At 29.4% G+C, this 20,536-nt stretch carries 21 protein-coding genes; 7 read left to right on the forward strand and 14 right to left on the reverse strand.

Annotated features, from left to right (window positions below; genetic code table 11):
* Positions 1-164 precede the first annotated feature (164 nt).
* The 12 genes from minE to RSF37_RS05390 all read right to left on the reverse strand — a co-directional run bounded on the left by minE (position 165) and on the right by RSF37_RS05390 (position 11,605).
* A complete protein-coding gene (gene minE, locus RSF37_RS05335; RefSeq protein WP_045723971.1) occupies positions 165-437 on the reverse strand; it encodes a cell division topological specificity factor MinE in 273 nt (90 codons plus the stop codon).
* A 12-nt stretch (positions 438-449) separates the two neighbouring features.
* Positions 450-1,247 carry a septum site-determining protein MinD gene (gene minD, locus RSF37_RS05340; protein WP_332563364.1) on the reverse strand — a complete coding sequence of 266 codons (798 nt, stop codon included), beginning with the start codon at positions 1,245-1,247 and terminating at the stop codon, positions 450-452.
* 19 nt (positions 1,248-1,266) lie between these two features.
* On the reverse strand, positions 1,267-1,908 hold the full coding sequence (gene minC / locus RSF37_RS05345; RefSeq protein WP_332563365.1) for a septum site-determining protein MinC: 642 nt from the start codon (positions 1,906-1,908) through the stop codon (positions 1,267-1,269).
* Between the two features lie 180 nt (positions 1,909-2,088).
* Positions 2,089-5,112 (reverse strand): penicillin-binding transpeptidase domain-containing protein, encoded by a 3,024-nt coding sequence (locus RSF37_RS05350; RefSeq protein WP_332563366.1) that lies wholly within the window; start codon positions 5,110-5,112, stop codon positions 2,089-2,091.
* A complete protein-coding gene (gene mreD, locus RSF37_RS05355; RefSeq protein WP_332563367.1) occupies positions 5,109-5,600 on the reverse strand; it encodes a rod shape-determining protein MreD in 492 nt (163 codons plus the stop codon). The genes RSF37_RS05350 and mreD overlap by 4 nt, the downstream gene beginning before the upstream one ends.
* 11 nt (positions 5,601-5,611) lie before the next feature.
* Positions 5,612-6,460 (reverse strand): rod shape-determining protein MreC, encoded by an 849-nt coding sequence (gene mreC, locus RSF37_RS05360; protein ID WP_332563368.1) that lies wholly within the window; start codon positions 6,458-6,460, stop codon positions 5,612-5,614.
* 4 nt (positions 6,461-6,464) lie between these two features.
* The gene (locus tag RSF37_RS05365) at positions 6,465-7,478 is read right to left on the reverse strand and encodes a rod shape-determining protein (RefSeq protein WP_332563369.1); all 1,014 of its coding nucleotides are present in this window, start codon (positions 7,476-7,478) and stop codon (positions 6,465-6,467) included.
* Between the two features lie 18 nt (positions 7,479-7,496).
* Positions 7,497-8,186 (reverse strand): RadC family protein, encoded by a 690-nt coding sequence (gene radC, locus RSF37_RS05370; RefSeq protein WP_332563370.1) that lies wholly within the window; start codon positions 8,184-8,186, stop codon positions 7,497-7,499.
* Between the two features lie 42 nt (positions 8,187-8,228).
* On the reverse strand, positions 8,229-8,798 hold the full coding sequence (locus tag RSF37_RS05375) for a Maf-like protein (protein WP_332563371.1): 570 nt from the start codon (positions 8,796-8,798) through the stop codon (positions 8,229-8,231).
* A gap of 203 nt (positions 8,799-9,001) precedes the next feature.
* Entirely contained in the window at positions 9,002-9,754 is a 753-nt protein-coding gene (locus tag RSF37_RS05380; RefSeq protein WP_332563372.1) for a hypothetical protein, read from the reverse strand.
* A gap of 135 nt (positions 9,755-9,889) precedes the next feature.
* Positions 9,890-10,069 (reverse strand): ArsR family transcriptional regulator, encoded by a 180-nt coding sequence (locus RSF37_RS05385; protein WP_332563373.1) that lies wholly within the window; start codon positions 10,067-10,069, stop codon positions 9,890-9,892.
* Between the two features lie 84 nt (positions 10,070-10,153).
* Positions 10,154-11,605 (reverse strand): aminoacyl-histidine dipeptidase, encoded by a 1,452-nt coding sequence (locus tag RSF37_RS05390; protein WP_332563374.1) that lies wholly within the window; start codon positions 11,603-11,605, stop codon positions 10,154-10,156.
* Between the two features lie 170 nt (positions 11,606-11,775).
* Between RSF37_RS05390 and pyk the strand changes: the two genes are divergently transcribed.
* A complete protein-coding gene (pyk, locus tag RSF37_RS05395) occupies positions 11,776-13,197 on the forward strand; it encodes a pyruvate kinase (protein WP_332563375.1) in 1,422 nt (473 codons plus the stop codon).
* 67 nt (positions 13,198-13,264) lie between these two features.
* Here the strand turns inward: pyk and rpsA are convergent, their stop codons facing one another.
* Positions 13,265-14,401: a 30S ribosomal protein S1 gene (rpsA, locus tag RSF37_RS05400; protein ID WP_332563376.1), complete on the reverse strand. Its 1,137-nt coding sequence runs from the start codon at positions 14,399-14,401 to the stop codon at positions 13,265-13,267.
* A 158-nt stretch (positions 14,402-14,559) separates the two neighbouring features.
* Between rpsA and RSF37_RS05405 the strand changes: the two genes are divergently transcribed.
* Both RSF37_RS05405 and glsA read left to right on the forward strand, forming a co-directional pair.
* Positions 14,560-15,120: a hypothetical protein gene (locus RSF37_RS05405; protein WP_332563377.1), complete on the forward strand. Its 561-nt coding sequence runs from the start codon at positions 14,560-14,562 to the stop codon at positions 15,118-15,120.
* A 167-nt stretch (positions 15,121-15,287) separates the two neighbouring features.
* On the forward strand, positions 15,288-16,214 hold the full coding sequence (gene glsA, locus RSF37_RS05410) for a glutaminase A (RefSeq protein ID WP_332563378.1): 927 nt from the start codon (positions 15,288-15,290) through the stop codon (positions 16,212-16,214).
* Positions 16,215-16,261: 47 nt separating this feature from the next.
* Here the strand turns inward: glsA and RSF37_RS05415 are convergent, their stop codons facing one another.
* Entirely contained in the window at positions 16,262-17,164 is a 903-nt protein-coding gene (locus RSF37_RS05415; protein WP_332563379.1) for a 3'-5' exoribonuclease YhaM family protein, read from the reverse strand.
* 289 nt (positions 17,165-17,453) lie between these two features.
* On the opposite strand from RSF37_RS05415, the gene RSF37_RS05420 reads away from it, so the two are divergent.
* The 4 genes from RSF37_RS05420 to RSF37_RS05435 are packed head-to-tail and all read left to right on the forward strand — an operon-like array spanning position 17,454 to position 20,533.
* A complete protein-coding gene (locus tag RSF37_RS05420) occupies positions 17,454-17,795 on the forward strand; it encodes a DUF1622 domain-containing protein (RefSeq protein ID WP_332563402.1) in 342 nt (113 codons plus the stop codon).
* A 1-nt stretch (position 17,796) separates the two neighbouring features.
* A complete protein-coding gene (locus RSF37_RS05425) occupies positions 17,797-19,227 on the forward strand; it encodes a sensor histidine kinase (RefSeq protein ID WP_332563380.1) in 1,431 nt (476 codons plus the stop codon).
* Position 19,228: 1 nt separating this feature from the next.
* Positions 19,229-19,849, forward strand: coding sequence for a hypothetical protein (locus tag RSF37_RS05430; RefSeq protein ID WP_332563381.1), 621 nt, complete (start codon positions 19,229-19,231; stop codon positions 19,847-19,849).
* Between the two features lie 33 nt (positions 19,850-19,882).
* Positions 19,883-20,533, forward strand: coding sequence for a response regulator transcription factor (locus RSF37_RS05435; protein WP_332563382.1), 651 nt, complete (start codon positions 19,883-19,885; stop codon positions 20,531-20,533).
* The last annotated feature ends 3 nt before the right edge of the window (positions 20,534-20,536 follow it).

Raw genomic sequence — 20,536 nt, forward strand, 5'->3', positions numbered from 1 at the left:
TTTCACCTCCTGAAAAACTCGTATTTTTATATTATATCTTATAATTCCCTTATTCTCTATATTAAAACTTCCCATGAGAAAAAAAATAATAAAATTTTAATAATATAAAAAAAGAGATGTATTTAAACATCCCTACTTCTAATCTTTTAAATTAAATGTAAAATTTATTGTCCCTTAATGTTCTTTATCGGAATACTAGCAACTAATGATGATGCCCCTGGGCCTTCTTCAATTTCACTCTTGCTTACTGATAATTCAACATCTTCTGCTTCTATTTCTACATACTTTGAAATAACCTCTAATATTTCCATTCTTATTTTCTCTAATGTTTCAGCCGGAAGATCTCCTCTGTCATGAATAAGTATTAATCTTAATCTATCTTTAGCAACATCTTTTGGCTTAGGTTTACTATTTGTAAAACTACTAAAGAACCCCATCTCAAATACCCCCTACTTACGCTTGAATAACTTCATTATAGATCCAAATATTCCTTGTGGTTCTTCGCTAAGATCCATCATAGGCACTTTTTCACCTGTTATTCTCTTTGCTATATTTCTAAAAGCTTTTCCAGCTCTTGCACCCTCTTCTAAAACTATAGGCTCTCCCTTGTTTGTTGAAATAGTAATATCTCTATCATCTGGAACAACACCTATTAATTCAATTGATAAAGTTTCTATAATATCACTTACATCAAGCATGTCCCCTCTTTGAGTCATCTCGTGATTTAATCTATTTACAATAACCGCATGATCTTCAAGACCTTTAGCGTCAAGCTTTCCAATAACTCTATCAGCATCTCTAACTGATGTTATTTCTGGATTTACTACAACTATAGCTCTGTCAGCTCCTATTACTGAATTTTCAAATCCTTGTTCTATACCTGCTGGAGAATCTATTAAAACATAGTCAAACTGTTCTTTTAATTCTTTCACAAGCTTTAACATATCTTGAGCGCTTATATCATCTTTATCCTTTGTCTGTGCTGTTGGAAGAAGACAAAGATTTGGGAATCTCTTATCTTTGATTAAAGCTTGCTTTAATCTACATCTTCCTTCTATTGCATCAACAATAGTATAAACTATTCTATTTTCAAGCCCCATTAATACGTCTAAATTTCTAAGTCCTGTATCTCCATCAACAACTACTACTCTCTTCCCTAGTGCAGCTAATGCAGTACCGATATTTGCCGTTGTTGTAGTTTTACCTACACCACCTTTTCCTGATGTTATTACAATAGATACTCCCATTTAACAATCCCTCCATGCTTTAATAAATATATTTATTCGGTAAGTACGGCTCTACTATTATCGCTCCATCTTTCACTTTTGCGACCTCTGGATACTCTGGCTTTTCTGAATCATCTGGTGACAACGTTACTATATTCGAAATCTTTAAAATTTCTGGTTGAAGATTAAATGCCGCAATTATAGCTTTAATGTTTCCATTTGCTCCTGCACTAACATTCCCTTTAATGCATCCAAGCACTATAATATTTCCTGCTGCTCTTACTTCAGCACCACTATTTACATCTCCTATTATAACGATATTCCCATTATAATTTATACTTTGCCCACCTCTTACTGTCTTTCTCAAAAATTTTGTTCTTCCCTCATATACACCTGAGAAAATCTTTTGTTCTTTTTCTATAACATTGTCATCTTGTAGTATGACATCATTTATGTCTATTTCATCAATTAATACTTCTCTTAGATGTATTAGATCTTTTTCACTTATTAAGTTTAAACTCGTTTTTATAGTTAAGGTTGACCTTCTATAAAAGCGCTTTCCTTTTGCAAGTTTAGATATCAAAAGTTCTAGCATTTCTTTAAAATCACTAAACTTATGCATATTTATCTCTGCAATTATACCACTTTTATTTCCTTTTATAATTATTCTCTCATCCATCATTGGTTCCCTCCACCAATTTTTGTCACTATAACATTATTCTACAAAACACAATAAATTCCTCTATTATTATATCATTAATATGTAAGTATTTGTAGTTTTACTTCATATTTAAAAATTAAAGCAGCATAGAGTATATCAATACTTCATGCTGCTTCACATATACAATTTAAAGTTTGTATATTATTGATTATTTGATGAATTTTTATTATCTTTTGCTTTTTCGTCAGCTTTTTTCTTATCGTTGGCTTTCTTTTCATCAGCCTTCTTTTTATCTTCTTCTTGTTGTTTCTTTTGACTTTCTGCTGAGTTATCTTTCGGAGCCCCTAAAACATACTTTCTAAAACTATCTGAAGTACTTGCGTAATTTGGATTTTTCTTTAAAAGTTCATCCTTAAAATAAGCTTCATATGTTGCTTTTGCAACTGGTGCTGTAAAGGCACCATGGCCACCATCATATATAACTCCTATAAATGCAATTTCAGGTTTATCAACTGGTGCAAAACTCACATATGTTGCATATGGAGATCTACCGTAATCTCTTTGAGTATTTGAGTAATCAGCTGTACCTGTTTTACCTGCTGTCGGAATTGGGAATGTACTAAATACTGCTGAAGCTGTACCACCATCTTCATCATTAGCTCTTCTCATACCTTCTTTAATTGCATCTAATGTTGACTTCTTAATATTCATCTTTTCAAGCACTTTAGGTTTAAATTCTTCAACTATCTTCCCTTGAGTATCTGTTACACTGTCAACTAAGTGTAGTGAATATCTTGTTCCACCATTTGCAATAGTTGAAATGTATGATAAAAGTTGAAGTGGAGTATAGTTATTTATACCTTGACCGATAGCTGCATATACAAGCTGCGCTGGTGATGTCATTTCTGCTGACTTATCACTTACAACGTATCTTGCTATAGCATTTGAAACAAGTGACGCTTGTTCATCTACATTTACAGTTTTATTATATTTAGATTCAAATTTCTTTACATTACCTTTATATATATCAGAGTTTTGCATTATTCCTTTTACATCTGGTAAAATGCTTAACGCAAAAGCATCTTGATTTATTGCAGGCTTTCCTGTTCCAACAATTTCGAATCTTTCTTTTATCTTTTCTTTTAAGTCTACTTTTAAAGCTTTAACTTTTTCTGAATCATCATCATTACGTGTGAAATCAAATGGAACAAAGTTATAATAACCTAAGTAAGTAGCCTTAGCTGATCCTTTAGAATCTTCTTTTTCTAAAAAATCTGCAATTTCAAAATTAGCAAGACCTATTGTACTTTTTTTAACTGAATCAAAATTATATGTTTGACCTGTTGTATTTTCTTCTATCTCAATTCCTGTTGAAGGATTTGCTTTACTCTTTGGATCAACTCCAAGACCTAATTTCCATGCATATTCAGCAATAGCATCTAATGCATTTATATTAGCTCCTTCTTTTTCGTAAAGTCTATATGCAGTTTCATAGAAGAAGAAGTTACATGATACTTGAAGTGCTTTTTCTACAGTAACTGGTCCGTGAGCACCTGGATAAATCCAACAAACTGGTCCGAATCCTTTACCAAAAGTTTCAGGATGGACATTAAACTTACCTGTATCATTTATTGTATCTGTTGGTGTTATTACCCCTTCTTCAAGCCCAGCTAGTGCTGTAACTGGTTTAAATATAGAACCTGGTGGTAATGTACCAAGTGTTGCATAATTATAAAATGGCTTTGGATATAAATCGTAAGGATCTGTTCTGTAACCATTTTTATCTTTAGGGAATAATTCATCAAGTGACTTTTTAGCACCTGTTTTCTTAATAACTTCTTTACCGAACTTTTCAAGATCTGGTGCGAAATATTGCTCAGTTTGAGCTTTAGTAAGCTGTCCTGGTATTGCAAATATATTAGGATCAAAATCCGGATAACTTGCAAGACCAATTATTTCCCCAGTATTAACATTAACAGCAACAGCTGCTCCTCTTGTTGCATTAGGGAAAGTTTGACCTTCACTATCTGAACCTGTAGTTCTTATATTATTTATTGTATCTTCAAGTGATTTTTGCATTGCATATTGAACATTCTTATCTATTGTTAAGTTAACAGTATTTCCTGGGTAAGATTCAAGTTTGAATAACTCTTCTGTCTCTTGACCTTTTGAGTTAACTTTAATAGTCTTTCCACCTTTAACACCTTTAAGTTCATCTTCAAAGGCAGACTCTATACCTGATTTACCGATAAGATCTGTTGATGCATCATACCCTCTTAATTTGTAATCTGATTCTAAAGAACTATCAATTTGACCAACATATCCTAAAACAGATGATCCTAATGTTTTATATGGATAACTTCTTACCGGTTGAAGATCCACATTAACTCCTGGTAATTCATTTAGTTTTTGATATACTATAAAAGCAGTATCTTTATTTAAATTACTTGTAATTGTTACTGATCTATATCCTTTAAAACTTTGCATTTTAATTGCATCTTTAACAACCATGTAATCTCTTATTTCTTTTTTTGAATACTTTTTAAGTATTAAATCTGTTAATTCTTTGCCATCCATATCACTATAAGCTTTTTGCTGATCTTTAGTTGGTTTTGGATCAACTAACCCAATTAATGAATAAGATTTAACTAAATATTCAAAGGCTTGTTCTGGTGTTATCTCAAGTAATTTCTTATCAACCTGTGAAATTTGACTATCTGTTAAGTCCTTTTTCTCTGGCCCAAATAAATCACTTTCTATTTTATCATTCATCCCTCTATCTCTTAAAAATCTTATCTTTTCAAATTGTTGATCATCTGGAGATGAATTCTTATATGCAAAATACAACTCTCCCTTATCATCAATCTTTAATAATAGGTCATCTTGAACAGTTTCACCATTATCTTTAAGAATTTTAAACAGCTTTGTCATTGTAGGGTAAAAGTTCTTTTCTGCTTCATCTGTAGTTGTATATGTTAATGTATAAGTTTGCTTGTTTGTTGCTAATACATTTCCATTCTTATCTAATATCTCTCCTCTAGGAGCTTTTTCTGCAACGAATCTAGTTGCATTCTCATTTGCTCTATCTTTATAATCGTCATGTTTATATATTTGAAGATACACTAACTTAACTGATATTAATGCAAATATACAAAACATTACAATATAAAGAACTGTATATCTAGAAAGCTTTTTCTTTTTATTTTTCGGTTTGTTAACTATCATTTAAACCTCCACTTACTGTTTGCACTTTCAGTATTTGAAAGCATTAGTACGTATTTGTATGATATGAATGCTACAATTGTATTATAAATTGCAATTATAAGTATATTACCTATTCCGACTTTGTAATTTAATACGTAGAATATACAAAATACTATTATGTGCTTTATAATAGTAGCTCCAAACACAGTTGAAATAGGTATTAATTTTCTCTTCTTAAATACTCCATTTCCTACGTATGCTGCTAATAAACAAATTACCATATTAGTTAAAGCATTAATCCCCATGCCCCCTGAGAAAAAAATATCTTGTAGTAATCCACTAACTACTCCAATAAATACTGCATCTTCTGCTCCATTAATTAATGAATATAAAACTGCAAAGGTGAATAATAAGCTTGGAAAGGCTCCATGTATACTTAAAAATGGCATTACGGAATTATCTAGTATCAATAAAACTATTGATATTAAAACTAGTATAACCTTCTTCATCTTATCACCTCTTAATCATACTTAATATCGCGTGTATCTTTTGGTACTACAATAAATAAACTTTCTAATTTATTAAAGTCAACTGCCGGCTCTACAACCGCACTTTTCATTACTTTAACTTTGTCTTCTTGTACTGATTTAACTTTACCTACCATTATGTCTTTTGGATAAATTTGTCCAAGACCTGATGTAACGATAGTATCGCCTTCTTTTATATTAGAATCCATAGGAAGATTTTCAACTTCACAAATTGATGATCCACCATTATCTCTGTATCCCTTTAATATTCCTGTATTTTCTTTAGTACTCTCTACTTTTACTCCTACAGCAACATTTTCATTTAGTATACTTTGAATAATAGCCCAATTTGAACCAACATTAGTTACTTGACCAACAAGTCCCTCTGATGCTATTACTATCATTCCTCTTTTGATTCCATCATTTTCACCTTTATCTACAATGTATCCATCTAATATGTTTCCACCACTATATCCAATAATATTAGTAGCAACATAGTTATAGTCTTTTCTTGAATCTTGGAATTTTAAAACTTTTCTTAATTCATCATTTTGTGTTTTTAAATCTGAATATTCAAGTAATTCTTTTTTTAGGTTTGCATTCTCTTCACTTAAACTTTTATTCTCCTCTTTAACAGTTGAGAAATTTAAGCATAAGTCCACAAAACTTTTAAGATTTGTATTTACAGTATACGCAATTTTTTGTATCGGGTTTAAAGCAACTCCTGCACCACTTTCCACCATATTTTTGTCCGGATTCTTAAAAGTCAGAACAATTAATCCTAAAAATGCAACTGACAGCACTATTATAGTAACTGCCAGTTTGTTCTTAAGACGCTTCATGCTCTTATCTATCTTCCTTGCTTATTCTGTCAAAATCTTCTAGTGCTTTTCCTGCTCCTAGAACAACACAATCTAGTGGTGATTCAGCAATATGTACAGGCATATTTGTTTCTTTCATAATTAAAACATCTAATCCTTTTAGCATTGCTCCTCCACCTGCTAACATTATTCCTTTTTCCATTATGTCAGCTGCTAACTCTGGTGGTGTTTTTTCTAGCGTAGTTTTTATTGACTCGATTATTGCATATACTGGCTCTTTTAAAGCCTCTCTTATTTGAACTTCTGATACTTCGATTACTTTTGGTAATCCAGTAACTAAGTCTCTTCCCTTGATTTCCATTTCTTTAACTTCTTCGTCAACCTTATAAGCTGATCCGATTTCCATCTTAACTTGTTCAGCTGTTCTTTCACCGATCATTAAGTTAAATTCTTTCTTAATGTATGCAATGATTGATTGATCTAATTCGTCACCAGCAACTCTAAGTGATCTGCTTGTAACTATTCCACCAAGTGAAATTATAGCAACTTCTGTAGTACCGCCTCCGATATCTACTATCATGCTTCCTGTTGGTTCACTAACTGGAAGTCCTGCTCCAATTGCTGCAGCCATTGGTTCTTCCATTAATATAACTTCTCTTGCTCCTGCAAGTTTTGTTGCTTCTTCAATAGCTCTCTTTTCTACTTCTGTAACTCCTGAAGGATAACAAACGATTATTCTTGGTGCTTTGAATGCGCTCTTGCTTGCTGCTTTTTCTATTAATGATTTTATCATTGTGTGAGCAACATCAAAATCTGCGATTACTCCATCTCTTAAAGGTCTTATAGCAACAATGTTTCCTGGTGTTCTACCTATCATCATCTTAGCCTCTGTACCTACTGCAAGTGGTTTTCTTGTTGTGCTGTTTATTGCTACAACTGATGGCTCTCTAAGAACTACGCCCTTACCTTTTACAAATACAAGCGTATTAGCTGTTCCTAAATCTATTCCCATGTCTTTACTAGTTCCGAAAAATCCCATTTTTCATTCCCCTTTCGATTATAATATTCCTTTTTCTTTTAAGCTTACGTATTTTTCTCTACCTATTATAATATGATCTATAAGATTAATTCCTATTATTTTCGATCCTTCATTAAGTCTGGTAGTAATGGATATATCCTCAGCACTCGGAGTTGGGTCTCCCGATGGATGATTATGACATATCACTATTGAAGCCGCGCTATTTTTTATGGCTTCTTTGAAAATTTCTCTTGGATGAACAAGTGAAGAATTTAAACTTCCTTTGAATACATCCTTTATTTTGATAATTTCATTTTTAGTATTTAGTATAATGAGTTTTAGTATCTCTTGGTTATATGTTACCATCTCACCATGAAGTATATTAAATATATCTCTTGGCGATGTTACTCTCTTAAACTCATTTAAAGATTTATAGGTATTAAACCTTCTAAAAAGCTCAGCAATTGCAATTATTTGCGATGCCTTCGACTCTTTTACACCTTTTATTTTCGTCATTTCTTGTATTGATGCATTAAGTATCCCATCTAATCCATCAAGTTCTGCGATTATTCTTTGGCTTAAATTTAATACATTTTCCCCTTTAGTCCCAGTTCTAAGTATTATTGCAAGTAGTTCTGAATTGGTTAAAGATTCCTCACCATATCTTAGTAACTTCTCTTTAGGTCTTTCACTTTCAGGCATATCTAATATTTTAAGGTTATTAATCATTAATTATCTCCTCACTTTTTAGAATACCCATCCCCCGTGAAATTATTTAGTTATCTTTTTAAGCATTTCTTTTACCTTATTAAGTGGTAATCCAACGACGTTATAATAACAACCGTTTATTCCTTCAACAAAAACTCCACCTTCGTCTTGAATTCCGTAAGATCCAGCTTTATCTAAAGGACTTCCACTTTCAATGTAATTAAGTTTGTCTTCATCGCTTATTTCTGAAAAAGCTACAACTGTTTTGAAACTATCAGTTAATATTTCATTTGTTTTTGTATTTATTATACAAACTCCTGAATATACTTCGTGAGTATTTCCACTTAACATTGTTAGCATTCTAAAGGCATCTTCTTTATCTTTAGGTTTCCCTAGTATCTCACCTTTATAAGAAACAACTGTGTCTGCTGATATTATAATACTGTCATTACCCGCATCACTTAAAATAGCTTTCGCCTTTCCAAGTGCAATATCTTCCACATATTTATCTATAGATCCTTTGAATTCAATTATATTTTCATCAAAGTCACTTACTATAATGTCAAAATCTTTAACGATTCTTTTTAATAATTCCTGTCTTCTAGCGGAAGCTGATGCTAAAATATATTTCATAATATCTCCTTTAAAACAACATTTTATGTTTTTCGCCAAATTAAGAGCTTTAGCACAAAATATTACAAATTTAAAATAATATTAGGTGTAGTATTCTTTAATAAAAAAAGATTACTACACCTAATATAGTTTATCATTTTATTACATTATAAACAAGGGAAAACAAGTTATAATGGTCGAATTAATTTTTTTTTAAGAATTACTTATACTCTATGTTTTATAAGGATTTTATATATAAATTCTAGCGAATTTTTAGCCCCTTCTCTATCTAATTCTTCTGGTAATTTTTCTATATGTTCCCTTACAGATTTTAGCTCTTCCCCCTCTGTTTTTTCTTTACTTTCACCTTTAGAATCTTCACATAGTTCTTTGGTCCATTTCTTAAATTCTGTCGTATTTACGCTCTTTACTTGATCATTTTCTAATTCATTTAAAATTTTCATAAAACCATGAATTATCTCTGATGTTTTTGCATCTCCATTATCAGTTCCGTTATACTCACACTTTATTTTTACGTTGACTATATCTTTTTCTGTTAACTCATCACTCATTTTATTTCCGTCTTCTTCGTTATAAACTCCAGCTATTATTCTATACTTATCACCATCTTTTATTGTAAATTTATTAAACTCTGATGGTATCTCTTCTAATGCTTTTTTTGCATTTTCCTCTTTACCGTAATATCCGCATTGAAGCATAATGAAATTCTTTGAAGATGATGTAGTTGTCCCTTTCTTATCATCAGTTTTCTCAATTGGAGCATTCTCTTTAATATCTTTGTCATTTTCTATAGTAGGATTCCCGTCTTTTCCAGTTGGAAATAATTCATCCTTAAAAATATATTTTGCAATTAACATTCCAAGAACTATAGCACATATTATACCAACTAGTCCTATAGTGAAAAAATTCCCTCTTGGTTTCTTTTTTGGTTTATAGTTATATCTCGTGTATCCCATTTTAAACCTCCTAAAAAAAAATACTTTGTTAAAATATATTAAGAGGCCCTAAATAATATTCATTATGTAACAAAAAAATCTTCACTTATTAAATAAGTGAAGATTTTTTTGTTATATGGGATTGTTATATATAAATTAATTGTTAAGTACGTAAAAACATCTTTTAGGAGAAATTATTTTTTCTTCCTTTTTTAATTCTTTAATTGCCTTATCTACTTCTTTTTTGTCTATTCCAGTAATTTCAGCAATTTCTGAAACCTTTAATGGGTTTTCTGAATCATTTAATGCTTCTATGATTTTTGCTTCTATATCCATAGTAAATACCTCCAAACAAATATTATAAATTAATTTTACATCAACGTTTGAGCTATTACAATGCCTATTAATAGATAGTTATTATTATTTAATTTCTTTTAACACTTTTAATAAATATTCCCAAACATTTTGTATTGATTTTATACTTGCATGCTCTTGTGGGCTGTGGGCATCATAAACTGATGGTCCAAAACTAACCATATCTAGGTTACCAAGTTTTTCTTCAAATAATCCACATTCGACACCTGCATGTATTGCAACTACTTCTGGATCTTTTCCGTACATTTCTTTGTATACATCAACACACACTTTTCTTATAGGTGATTCACTCTTATATTCCCATGCTGGATATTCTGCATGTGTTTCAAATCCTCCACCTAACATTTCAGTTAATGTTTTGCTTCTTAATACGATTTCTTCTCTTAATGTTGAAACTGAGCTTCTTACTGCACTATCAAAGCTAACTACGCCATCAGTTGTAGTTACAACTCCAACGTTTGTTGAACTTTCTACTAAGCCTTCCATAGCCATGCTCATTGTATTTATACCATTTGGGTATAAGTATAATGCACTTATAACTGTTTCTGTACTCTTCTTATCGAAAGTTTCTTTTATTTCAATTCCTTCATTTACAGATATTTTTATGTTCTTATCTTGAACGTTGAATTCATGTTTAAACATTTTTTCAAAGTTTGAAATTTCATTTTTAAGATCAGCTAACATAGCTTTATTTACTGTCATCATAGCTTCTGCTTCTCTTGGAATTGCATTATCCTTTGAACCACCGTAAACATTTGAAAGTCTTATATCAAACTTCTCGAAAAGTCCTCTTAAAACTCTACCCATAAGCTTATTTGAGTTAGCTCTTTGCTTATTTATTTCCATACCTGAGTGTCCACCAAGTAATCCATTGATTATTACTTCAATTCCTACATGGTTTTCTAAAGTTTCTTCAAAATTCATTTTAAATGCAGATTTAGTTCTAACTCCACCAGCACAACTTACTAAAAGTTCGCCTTCTGTTTCTGAATCTAAATTTAATATGATTTTTCCATCTAAATCAGCTGGATTTAAATTCATAGCCCCAGTCATTCCTGTTTCTTCGTCTATTGTTAATAGAACTTCAATTGCTGGATGTTCTATAGTATCATCAGCTAAAATTGCCATAGCATATGCTACTGCTATTCCATCATCTGCACCTAAAGTTGTTCCTGTTGCATATATAAAGTCACCATCGATTCTTAATTTTAAAGGATCTTTTGTGAAGTCGTGTTCTGTATCTTTGTTCTTTTCACAAACCATATCCATATGTCCTTGAAGAATTACAGTTGGTGCACTTTCATAACCTTTAGAAGCTGGTTTTTTAATAATAATATTTAAAACCTCATCTTGTATAACTTCTAATCCTAATTCTTTTGCAAATGAAACTAAATAATCACTTATTCCTCTTTCATTACCTGATCCTCTTGGTATTTGTGATATTTCTTCAAAATATTTAAATACTAATTGTGGTTGTAAATTTTCTAATACTGACATTTTTCGTCTACCTCCTATCAATTTGTGTTAAAATTATGTTGTGGATATTTTTAGTATAACACAGTATTTTTATTTTAACTCTAATATTTTTTTTAGTTTATTAAAAGTTTGCATATAATATATACGTGCTATATTCAAAGATTTTACAAATATATTTTCGAGGTGATTCTATGCAAAAAACAAAAATGATTTTTACAATTGGTCCTGCAAGTGATTCGGAAGAAATTTTAAGAGAGTTCATTAAAATTGGAATGAGTGCTGCTAGGCTTAATTTTTCCCATGGAACTCACGAAACACATAAAGAAAAAATTGATTTAATCAAAAGGTTAAGAGAAGAAATGGGTTCATCAACAGCTATAGTTCTTGACATTAAAGGTCCTAAAATAAGAACTCACAATTTTAAAAATGATGGAGTTGACTTAAAAGAAGGTAATGATTTTGCATTTATATGTGATGATGAAATTCTAGGTGATGAAAAGGGATGTTCTATCACTTATAAGCAACTTTATAAAGATGTTAAACCAGGTGGTACTATTCTTGTTGATGATGGTCTTTTAGTATTTAGAATAAAGGATGTATCAGGCAAATCAATTAACTGTACAGTTGAAGTTGGTGGAATGATTAAGAACCATAAAGGGGTTAATGTTCCAAATGTATCAATAAACCTTCCTTCAATAACAGAAAAAGACAAAGAGGATATAATCTTTGGATGTGAAAACGGTGTTGACTTTATAGCAGCTTCATTCATAAGAAAATCATCAGATATTCTAGATGTTAAAAAAATCCTTAAGGAACATGGCGGAAAGCACATTAAAGTAATTGCTAAAATAGAAAGTAATGAAGGTGTTAAAAACATAGACTCTATAATAGAAGCAACAGATGCCGTAATGGTAGCTAGAGGTGATATGGGAGTTGAAATTCCAATAGAACAAGTTCCAATAATTCAAAAGAAAATAATTAAAAAATGTAATTTAGCAGGAAAAGTTGTTATTACAGCTACTCAAATGCTTGATTCAATGATTAGAAATTCAATGCCAACAAGAGCTGAAGCTTGTGACATATGTAATGCAATCTTTGATGGTACAGACGGTATAATGCTTAGTGGCGAAAGCGCTTCTGGTAACTTCCCAATAGAATCTGCAAAAGTAATGTCTAAAATAGCTATAGAAACAGAAGCTAACTTAGACTATTCACACCTATCTTCTGGTGATTCAATTGATCCTAGAAGTTTATCATTTGCAGATGCAATTAGTTACTCAGCTTGCAGAACTGCAAATGCTGTTGGAGCTGAAGCTATAGTTGCTGCAACTCAAAGTGGTGCAACTGCAAGATTACTTTCAAAATATAGACCTAAAGCACCAATTATTGCAATAACTCCAAACACTTATGTTATGAGAGGTCTTGCACTTAACTTCGGAGTTATTCCAGCTCATTGTAAAATGTTTAATACAACTGATGAGATTTTAGACGAAGCTAAGAGAATTGCTAAAAACTTTGATTTCATAAATGAAGGTGACGAAATAATAGTTGCAGCTGGTATGCCAACAACACATACTGGTGGAACTAATATGTTAAAGATAGAAAAAATTTAAGCAATTAAATAAAGGATGCCACTAGAAATTGATTTCTAGTGGCATCCCTTTTTATTATAAGTTTATATTAAAATAAATCTTTAAATAAATCTCCTAAAGTTACTTCATCATCGTTATTATTAACGTATTGATTATATTCTGCGCTCTTTTCAGCAGCATCTTTTATACTTAATGATAACTTCTTTTGAGCTTTATCAGTATTTAACACCTTAACTTTAACCTTTTGACCTAACTTTAAAACATCTTCTGGTTTAGCTATATGCTCATCTGTTATCTCACTTATGTGAACTAATCCTTCAATTCCTTTGAATACTTCAACAAAAGCTCCAAATTTAGCAAGTCTAACAACAGTACCTTCTAAAGTACCACCAACTATAAGATCATCTCCATGAACTTTCCAAGGCTCTTTATTGTTATCTTTTAATACTAATGATAATCTTTTATTTTCTTTATCTACATTAGCAACATATACAGAAACTTCATCATTAACATTAACGATATCAGTAACATTCTTAACTCTTTCCCAAGCTAAATCATTTATGTGTACTAAACCTTGAACTCCTCCGATATCAACGAAAGCTCCGAATTTAACTACATTTTTAACTATTCCTTTTCTCATTTCGCCTGCTTCTATTTCGTCCCATAAAGCTTTTTGCTTTTCTTCATAAACTGCATCTTCAATAATTCTTCTTGAAGCAACGACTTTATTATTATTAAAGTCTAGTTCTATTATTTTAACTTCTAAATCTTTACCTACTAAAGATTTAATTTCTATTCTATCTCTACTTGCAAGTGAAGCTGGGATAAATACTCTTATTGAACCATAAGAAGCTACTAATCCACCTTTAACTTCTTCTTTAACATTTACTGTTATTACTTCTTCATTCTTGAAAGCATTCTTTATCTCTTCTCTTTCTTCTCTTGATAAAGCTCTCTTTCTTGATAATGAAACGAATCCTTCTCCATCATTTGGTGAAAGAACTATTACTTTAAATTCATCTCCTGGTTTTACAACGTCAACTGGATTTTGATCATTAGCTGTAAGCTCTTCTCTAGTAATTATTCCATCAAATGCGTACTTAACATCAACAGTTGCGCCTTTTTCAGTAACATCTATAACTTTTGCAGTTAATATATCACCTTTATTTATTTTCTTAACGTCATATGAATCTAAAAATTCACCCATAGTATTTTCATTTGTCATTTTAAAAATCACTCCTTTTATTTCCCCATATATGTTCACTATTAATTTTAATCCATACTTTAATTTAATACAAGAAAAAGCATTACATTAAAAGTCTCAACATTTATATTTCCCCTCATATATTAAATATATAATACTGATTATTATTGGAGGTAATTATGGCATTCTTTGATAGATTTAAATCTAAAAAAAAGATGGCTCTAAAGCAATACGAAGAAGTAAATGAAATAAAATCTCTTCTAGACGAAAGTAAACTCGAGGTTCTCAGTTTATTTGAAACATTAAATTCATTAAATGATAATTTAAAAGCAGCTAAAATTGAATGTGTTGATTTAGATAATAAAATTAAATTATCAATTGATAGAGGAAATGAGAAGCTCTCTAAGAAAGCTATTTTAAAGAAATTATATAAAGATGAAGAAATTAAATCATTAGAAGCATCTATTTCCTATATAGAAGCTACAAGGTTTAACATAGAGTCTTTTTTAAATAGTTTAAATTTTGAATATAAAAAAATAATAAACATTTATGAAGATGCTAAAGACCTTGCTCTATTCTCAAAATTTAATAAAGACATTTTGAATTCAATAAATAAGTTTAAGCGCAACTTATTTAACTTAAATGTATTATTACTTGATGTTGAAGACAAATTAAATAAAAACAGTAAGCCTTCAGAACTATCAATAGATTTAGATGCTGAAATGAAAAAGTATATATAGTTTACTATTTAGAATAGAGGTGATGTTTTATCACTTCTTTTTAATTAGAAAATTTTGTATTAATGTTCATAGTTAATTAATTGAATATCCATTTTGAAATGTTATGATTTTTTTAGCGCCATCTTGAAAATTTACATAACTATTATTAATTATTATGAGGTGATTTTATGATTAATTTATTAAATAACTTAGTAGAAAAAAATAAACAATACATTAAAGATGGCAATTTAGCAACATATATACCAGAACTTGCAAAGGTTGATCCAAATAAACTTGGAATTGCAATTATTGACCTTCAGCATAACAATGAAGAATACTGCTCTGGAGATTATAATTCAAAATTTGCAATTGAGAGCATAGTAAACATTCCAGCTCTTATGCTGGCAGTTATTGATAACGATTTAGATTATGTATTTAGCAGAGTTAATACTGAACCAACCAATTTCTCTTTTGATTCTATTTTGGATATGCAAATAACAAATAAAGATAAACCAAATAATCCTTTTATAAATGCAGGGGCAATAGTTACAACTTCACTTATAAAAGGTGCTAATTCAATAGATGTTTCAAAGCGTATGTTAGATTTTATTAAAGTTCTTACAGACAATAATGATATTAAAATAAATGAAAAGTTATACTTATCTGAAAAGGAAACTGCAGATATTAATAGATTTTTAGCTTATTACATGAAGGGAAACGGAATATTAGATGGAGATGTATCTAATATATTAGATTCTTACTTTAGAAATTGTTCTATAGAAATTGATGCTCTAGATCTTGCAAAACTAGGCTGTGTACTTTCAACTAACGGTATATTACCTTGGAATGATGAAAAAATTATTTCAGAGGAATTATCAGTTATTATTAAAGCACTTATGTCAACTTGCGGATTATATGATGAATCAGGAGAAGTTTCTGTCCTTATAGGAGTTCCATCTAAAAGTGGCGTTGGTGGCGGAATACTTGCAGTTGTTCCTAATAAATATAGTATAGGAATATTTAGTCCTACTCTTAATGACAAAGGAAATAGTATTGCAGGAATCCATCTTCTTAAAGATTTATCTGATGCTTTAAACCTTGATATATTAAAATAAAAAAATAAGAAAAGTCTAACACTTATTAGACTTTTCTTAATTATCATTTATAAAAATAGCTTAGTGTCTAATCTTCTATCGTATTCTGACCACTTGCCATCTTCTGTTTTATCTTTTAATTGACTAATCTTATTCATAGTTGCATCCATTGAATCTGCAAAATTCACTATAAATGATTCTTCCATATTCATTTCTCTTGGTGAACCATACTCAAGTTTACCGTGATGCTGAGTTATACATCCTTTTATTCTAGCAACAAAATCATCGCTATAGAAATTTGGATTTGCTCTAACTGCCTCATCAATAAGCTGAACACCTATTAAAATATGACCTTCCATTTCACCTCTTAAAGTATACTTAAATGGTCCATCATAGAAAAGTTCATATACTTTTCCTATATCATGAAGCTTTGCTGCAAGAACAGCTATTTCATTTCTTCTGCAATCATATCTTTCACATAATACAGTAGTTATGTACATAACATTTAAAGTGTGTTCTGCAAGACCACCTATATAATTATGATGCATAGATACTCCACCTATACCTCTTTTAAACTTATCAAGAAAATCTTCATTTTTAAAGAAATAATCATTTAAAGCCTTTCCTTCTCTAGAAAGTATATATTTACTTGAATATTCTTCAATTTCATTCATTATTTCTTCAATAGGACGTTTAACTGTAGGAAGGTAATCTTCTGCCTTATAATCAGAGACAACTTCAAATTTCTTAACATCTAAATTGCCGTCTTTAACACCTTCTATTTTTAATACAGTTCCTTCTTTAAGGTCTTCACTTCTACTGTGAATGTTAGCTTTAATATCCCCACTCTTATCTGCTGCTATGCAAACTGTCTTTGATGAATCCTTATATATAACTTTCATTATCATTAAAGATATTGTTACATTTTCTCCATTTTTTATATCAGTTAAAAATTTTTCTTTCGTAGTCATAATATCCTCCAACTTATATTTATTTCACTAGAATATTATATGTAAAATTATCATTTTATATCGTACAACAATTCAATAAATTATATTTACAAATAAATCCTCAAAAAAATAGTAGCACCACCTATATTGGATGCTACTATTTATCTTTACATTATACCAAAATTTCATTCTAATTACATCAATTATTATATAATAACATGTCATAACACTATTTTTTAATAGAATTTTCCTTTTATGTTATACTAATTTATATAATGAATTTTAATGAAGGGAGTGTACTAATTTGAATATGAAACATATTTTAGAAATACTAATTTTCATCTTAGATAGTCTATCCATAATCGTTATAGCATGGGGAGTTGCTATTGCATTTCTCGCTTTTATAAAATCCGAATTTTCATCGAAGAATAGATCAGATGTAATTAATAAAAATAACCTTATAAAAAATAGACTAGGATCATATATATTATTTGGTCTTGAAATTTTAATTTGTGCTGATATTATAGAATCAATTTTAAATCCATCAGTTAAAGATATGGTCTTACTAGCATCAATTGTTGTTATAAGAACATTTATATCCTATTTCTTAAATAAAGAAATGGAATCTATGAATAAATCTAAAGGGGAATAACATGAAGTTTTGGAAAAAGATTTTTTTGTATTCCACAATTTTAATTATGATTATAACAAATGGTGTTGGAGTACTTTTAGTAGAAAATCTACATAAAAATAATTTAGATCAAGTAATTAAAGATACTATGTACAATGAAGAAAATATAATTAATTCTATTTATTTAAGTTACGATAGCTCTATTACCTCAGAAACAACTAATAAAAACTTTAATGTTTGGTTTGAGATGATATTTAAAAATTATCTTTACGTAAATAAAAACGATATTGAAAATATCGAGATTTATAATTCAGATAATAAACTAATATCTTCACTCCGTCATACTGAATCTAACGTAAATTCAACTGAATTATTAAATATTACTAATTCAAAAAAGAATTTCCTTATACAAACTATTAATAATGAGAAAGTATTATTAGTTGCCTCTGAATTTAAATTAAAAAATCGAAATTATAAATTAGTTCTTTATAGAAACATCAATTATGTTTATGAATCTAGAATAAATAATTATAAAACCTTTTTCTTTTTAGATATACTTATAAACGGAATTTTAATAGTTGGCATGTATTTAATTTCTAAAAAAATCACTAAGCCTATTGAAGACTTAACAATAGTTTCAATAAAAGTTGCTAATGGTGAGTATAGTGCTAGAAGTTTATACAAAAGTACAAACGATGAAATTGGTATACTTTCAACTAACTTTAATTATATGCTAGAAGTATTAAATAAAAAAATTACAGAGTTGAAAGAACTAAATGAAGAAAAAGAACGGTTTACAAACAACTTAACACATGAAATGAAGACTCCTATTACATCTATAATTGGATATTCTGACTTGTTATTAAAAGGTAACATAAATGATGATATAAAATTTAAATCATTAGAATATATAAATTCTGAAGGAAAACGTCTTGAAAGATTAAGTTCAACATTAATAAAATTAATGTCGCTTAAAAATAATACTGTAAGCAAATATCCTATTTCTATAAAACAATGTATTATTGAAGCTATATGCTCATTGAGTTATAAAATAGATGATAAAAACATTTCACTAAATATGGATATAACAGATACTACAATGTTAGGTGATAAACAACTTTTAATAGTATTATTTATTAATTTACTAGAAAACTCTATAAAGGCTTGTTCTAATTCTGGTTCTGTTAATATAACTAGCTCCTACACTAAAGATAATTCCTATACTATATATATAGAAGATAACGGTGTTGGAATACCAGAAGAAGACTTAAATAAAATACTAGAACCTTTTTATATGGTTGATAAGGCTCGTGATAGTGCCAATAATGGACTAGGTTTAGGTTTATCAATAGTTAAACAAATTTGTACTATACACCATATAGACTTAAAAATTATTAGTACCTTAAATATTGGGACAACAATACAACTAACTTTTAATACTGAGAGGTTATGATATGAAATACCTTAAAAAATTTACGTTATTTATATCAATTATAATAATAATTATTATATCCATATATTTAGCCTATAACTATAACCCACTAGGTTATAGTGAAAATATAGTATATTCTGAATCTAAAATTCCAGGCTATGCTAACGATTCTGATGCTATTGATACCCATGTAACAAGAAAAGAGGCATTAGACAAATCATTTGAAATATTAGATTCTGATTTTGATTTACCTATAAATAAAAACTCTTTAAATCAAGAAATAAGACTTGATAACAACGGTTCTAATTTTGTATGGAATATAGTTTTAAGTGATAAAAATGATGTTAAACAATTTTTTGTTCATATAAATTCAATTACTGGTGAAGTATTGGACGCTGGTCTATTTACTATGCAGTTTTCTGATTATAATCATAAATTTAATTCACTAGATAAAAAAGAAATTACAAAAATACTATCAAAACCTTCTAAAACTTTAGGCATAAACATAGATGATTTTATTATGAGTACTGATGTAAACTTTGATAAGGAATCTATAGTACTTAAAGATAACGAAGGTACAGATAAATATTATTTTATTATTGATATTCCTACTAAAAAGCTAATGTTCTTTTCTAAGAACTGATACATTTTAATAAACTATATATTGGAGGATAAAATGAATATATTATTAGTTGAAGATGACAATGCTATACGCGATTTAATAGCTATAAACCTTAGCATTGTTGGATATAATGTTTTCACTGCAGAAGATGGTGCAAAAGGTAAACAATTATTTGATTTAGAAGAAATTGATTTAGTCCTTTTAGATATAATGTTACCTAAAATAACTGGATTTGAACTAATAGAATACATTAAAGCTAAAGACATCCCAGTTATTTTTATAACTGCTAAAGATTCCGTTGTGGACAAGGTTAAAGGCCTTAGGTTAGGTGCTGATGATTACATAACTAAACCTTTTGAAACAATTGAACTACTCGCAAGAATAGAAGCTGTAACTAGAAGATACTCTAAATCTGATAAAACTTTAAAGTTTAAAGACATTGAAGTAAATTTAGATGAAAGAATAGTAAAAAAATCAAATGAAGTAGTTAATCTTACATTAAAAGAATATGAACTTTTAATTGTCTTTCTAAAAAATAAAAATATTGCTCTATCAAGAGAGCAACTTTTAGAAAAAGTTTGGGGATTTGATTATATAGGTGAAACAAGAACAATAGATATTCATGTCCAAAGGCTCAGAGATAAGTTACAACTTAAAGAAAATATAAAAACAATATTCAAAGTTGGTTATAGATTAGAAGACTAACTT

It is taken from the genome of Clostridium sp. (genome assembly GCF_036643715.1).
Classification (GTDB): Bacteria; Bacillota; Clostridia; order Clostridiales; family Clostridiaceae; genus Clostridium.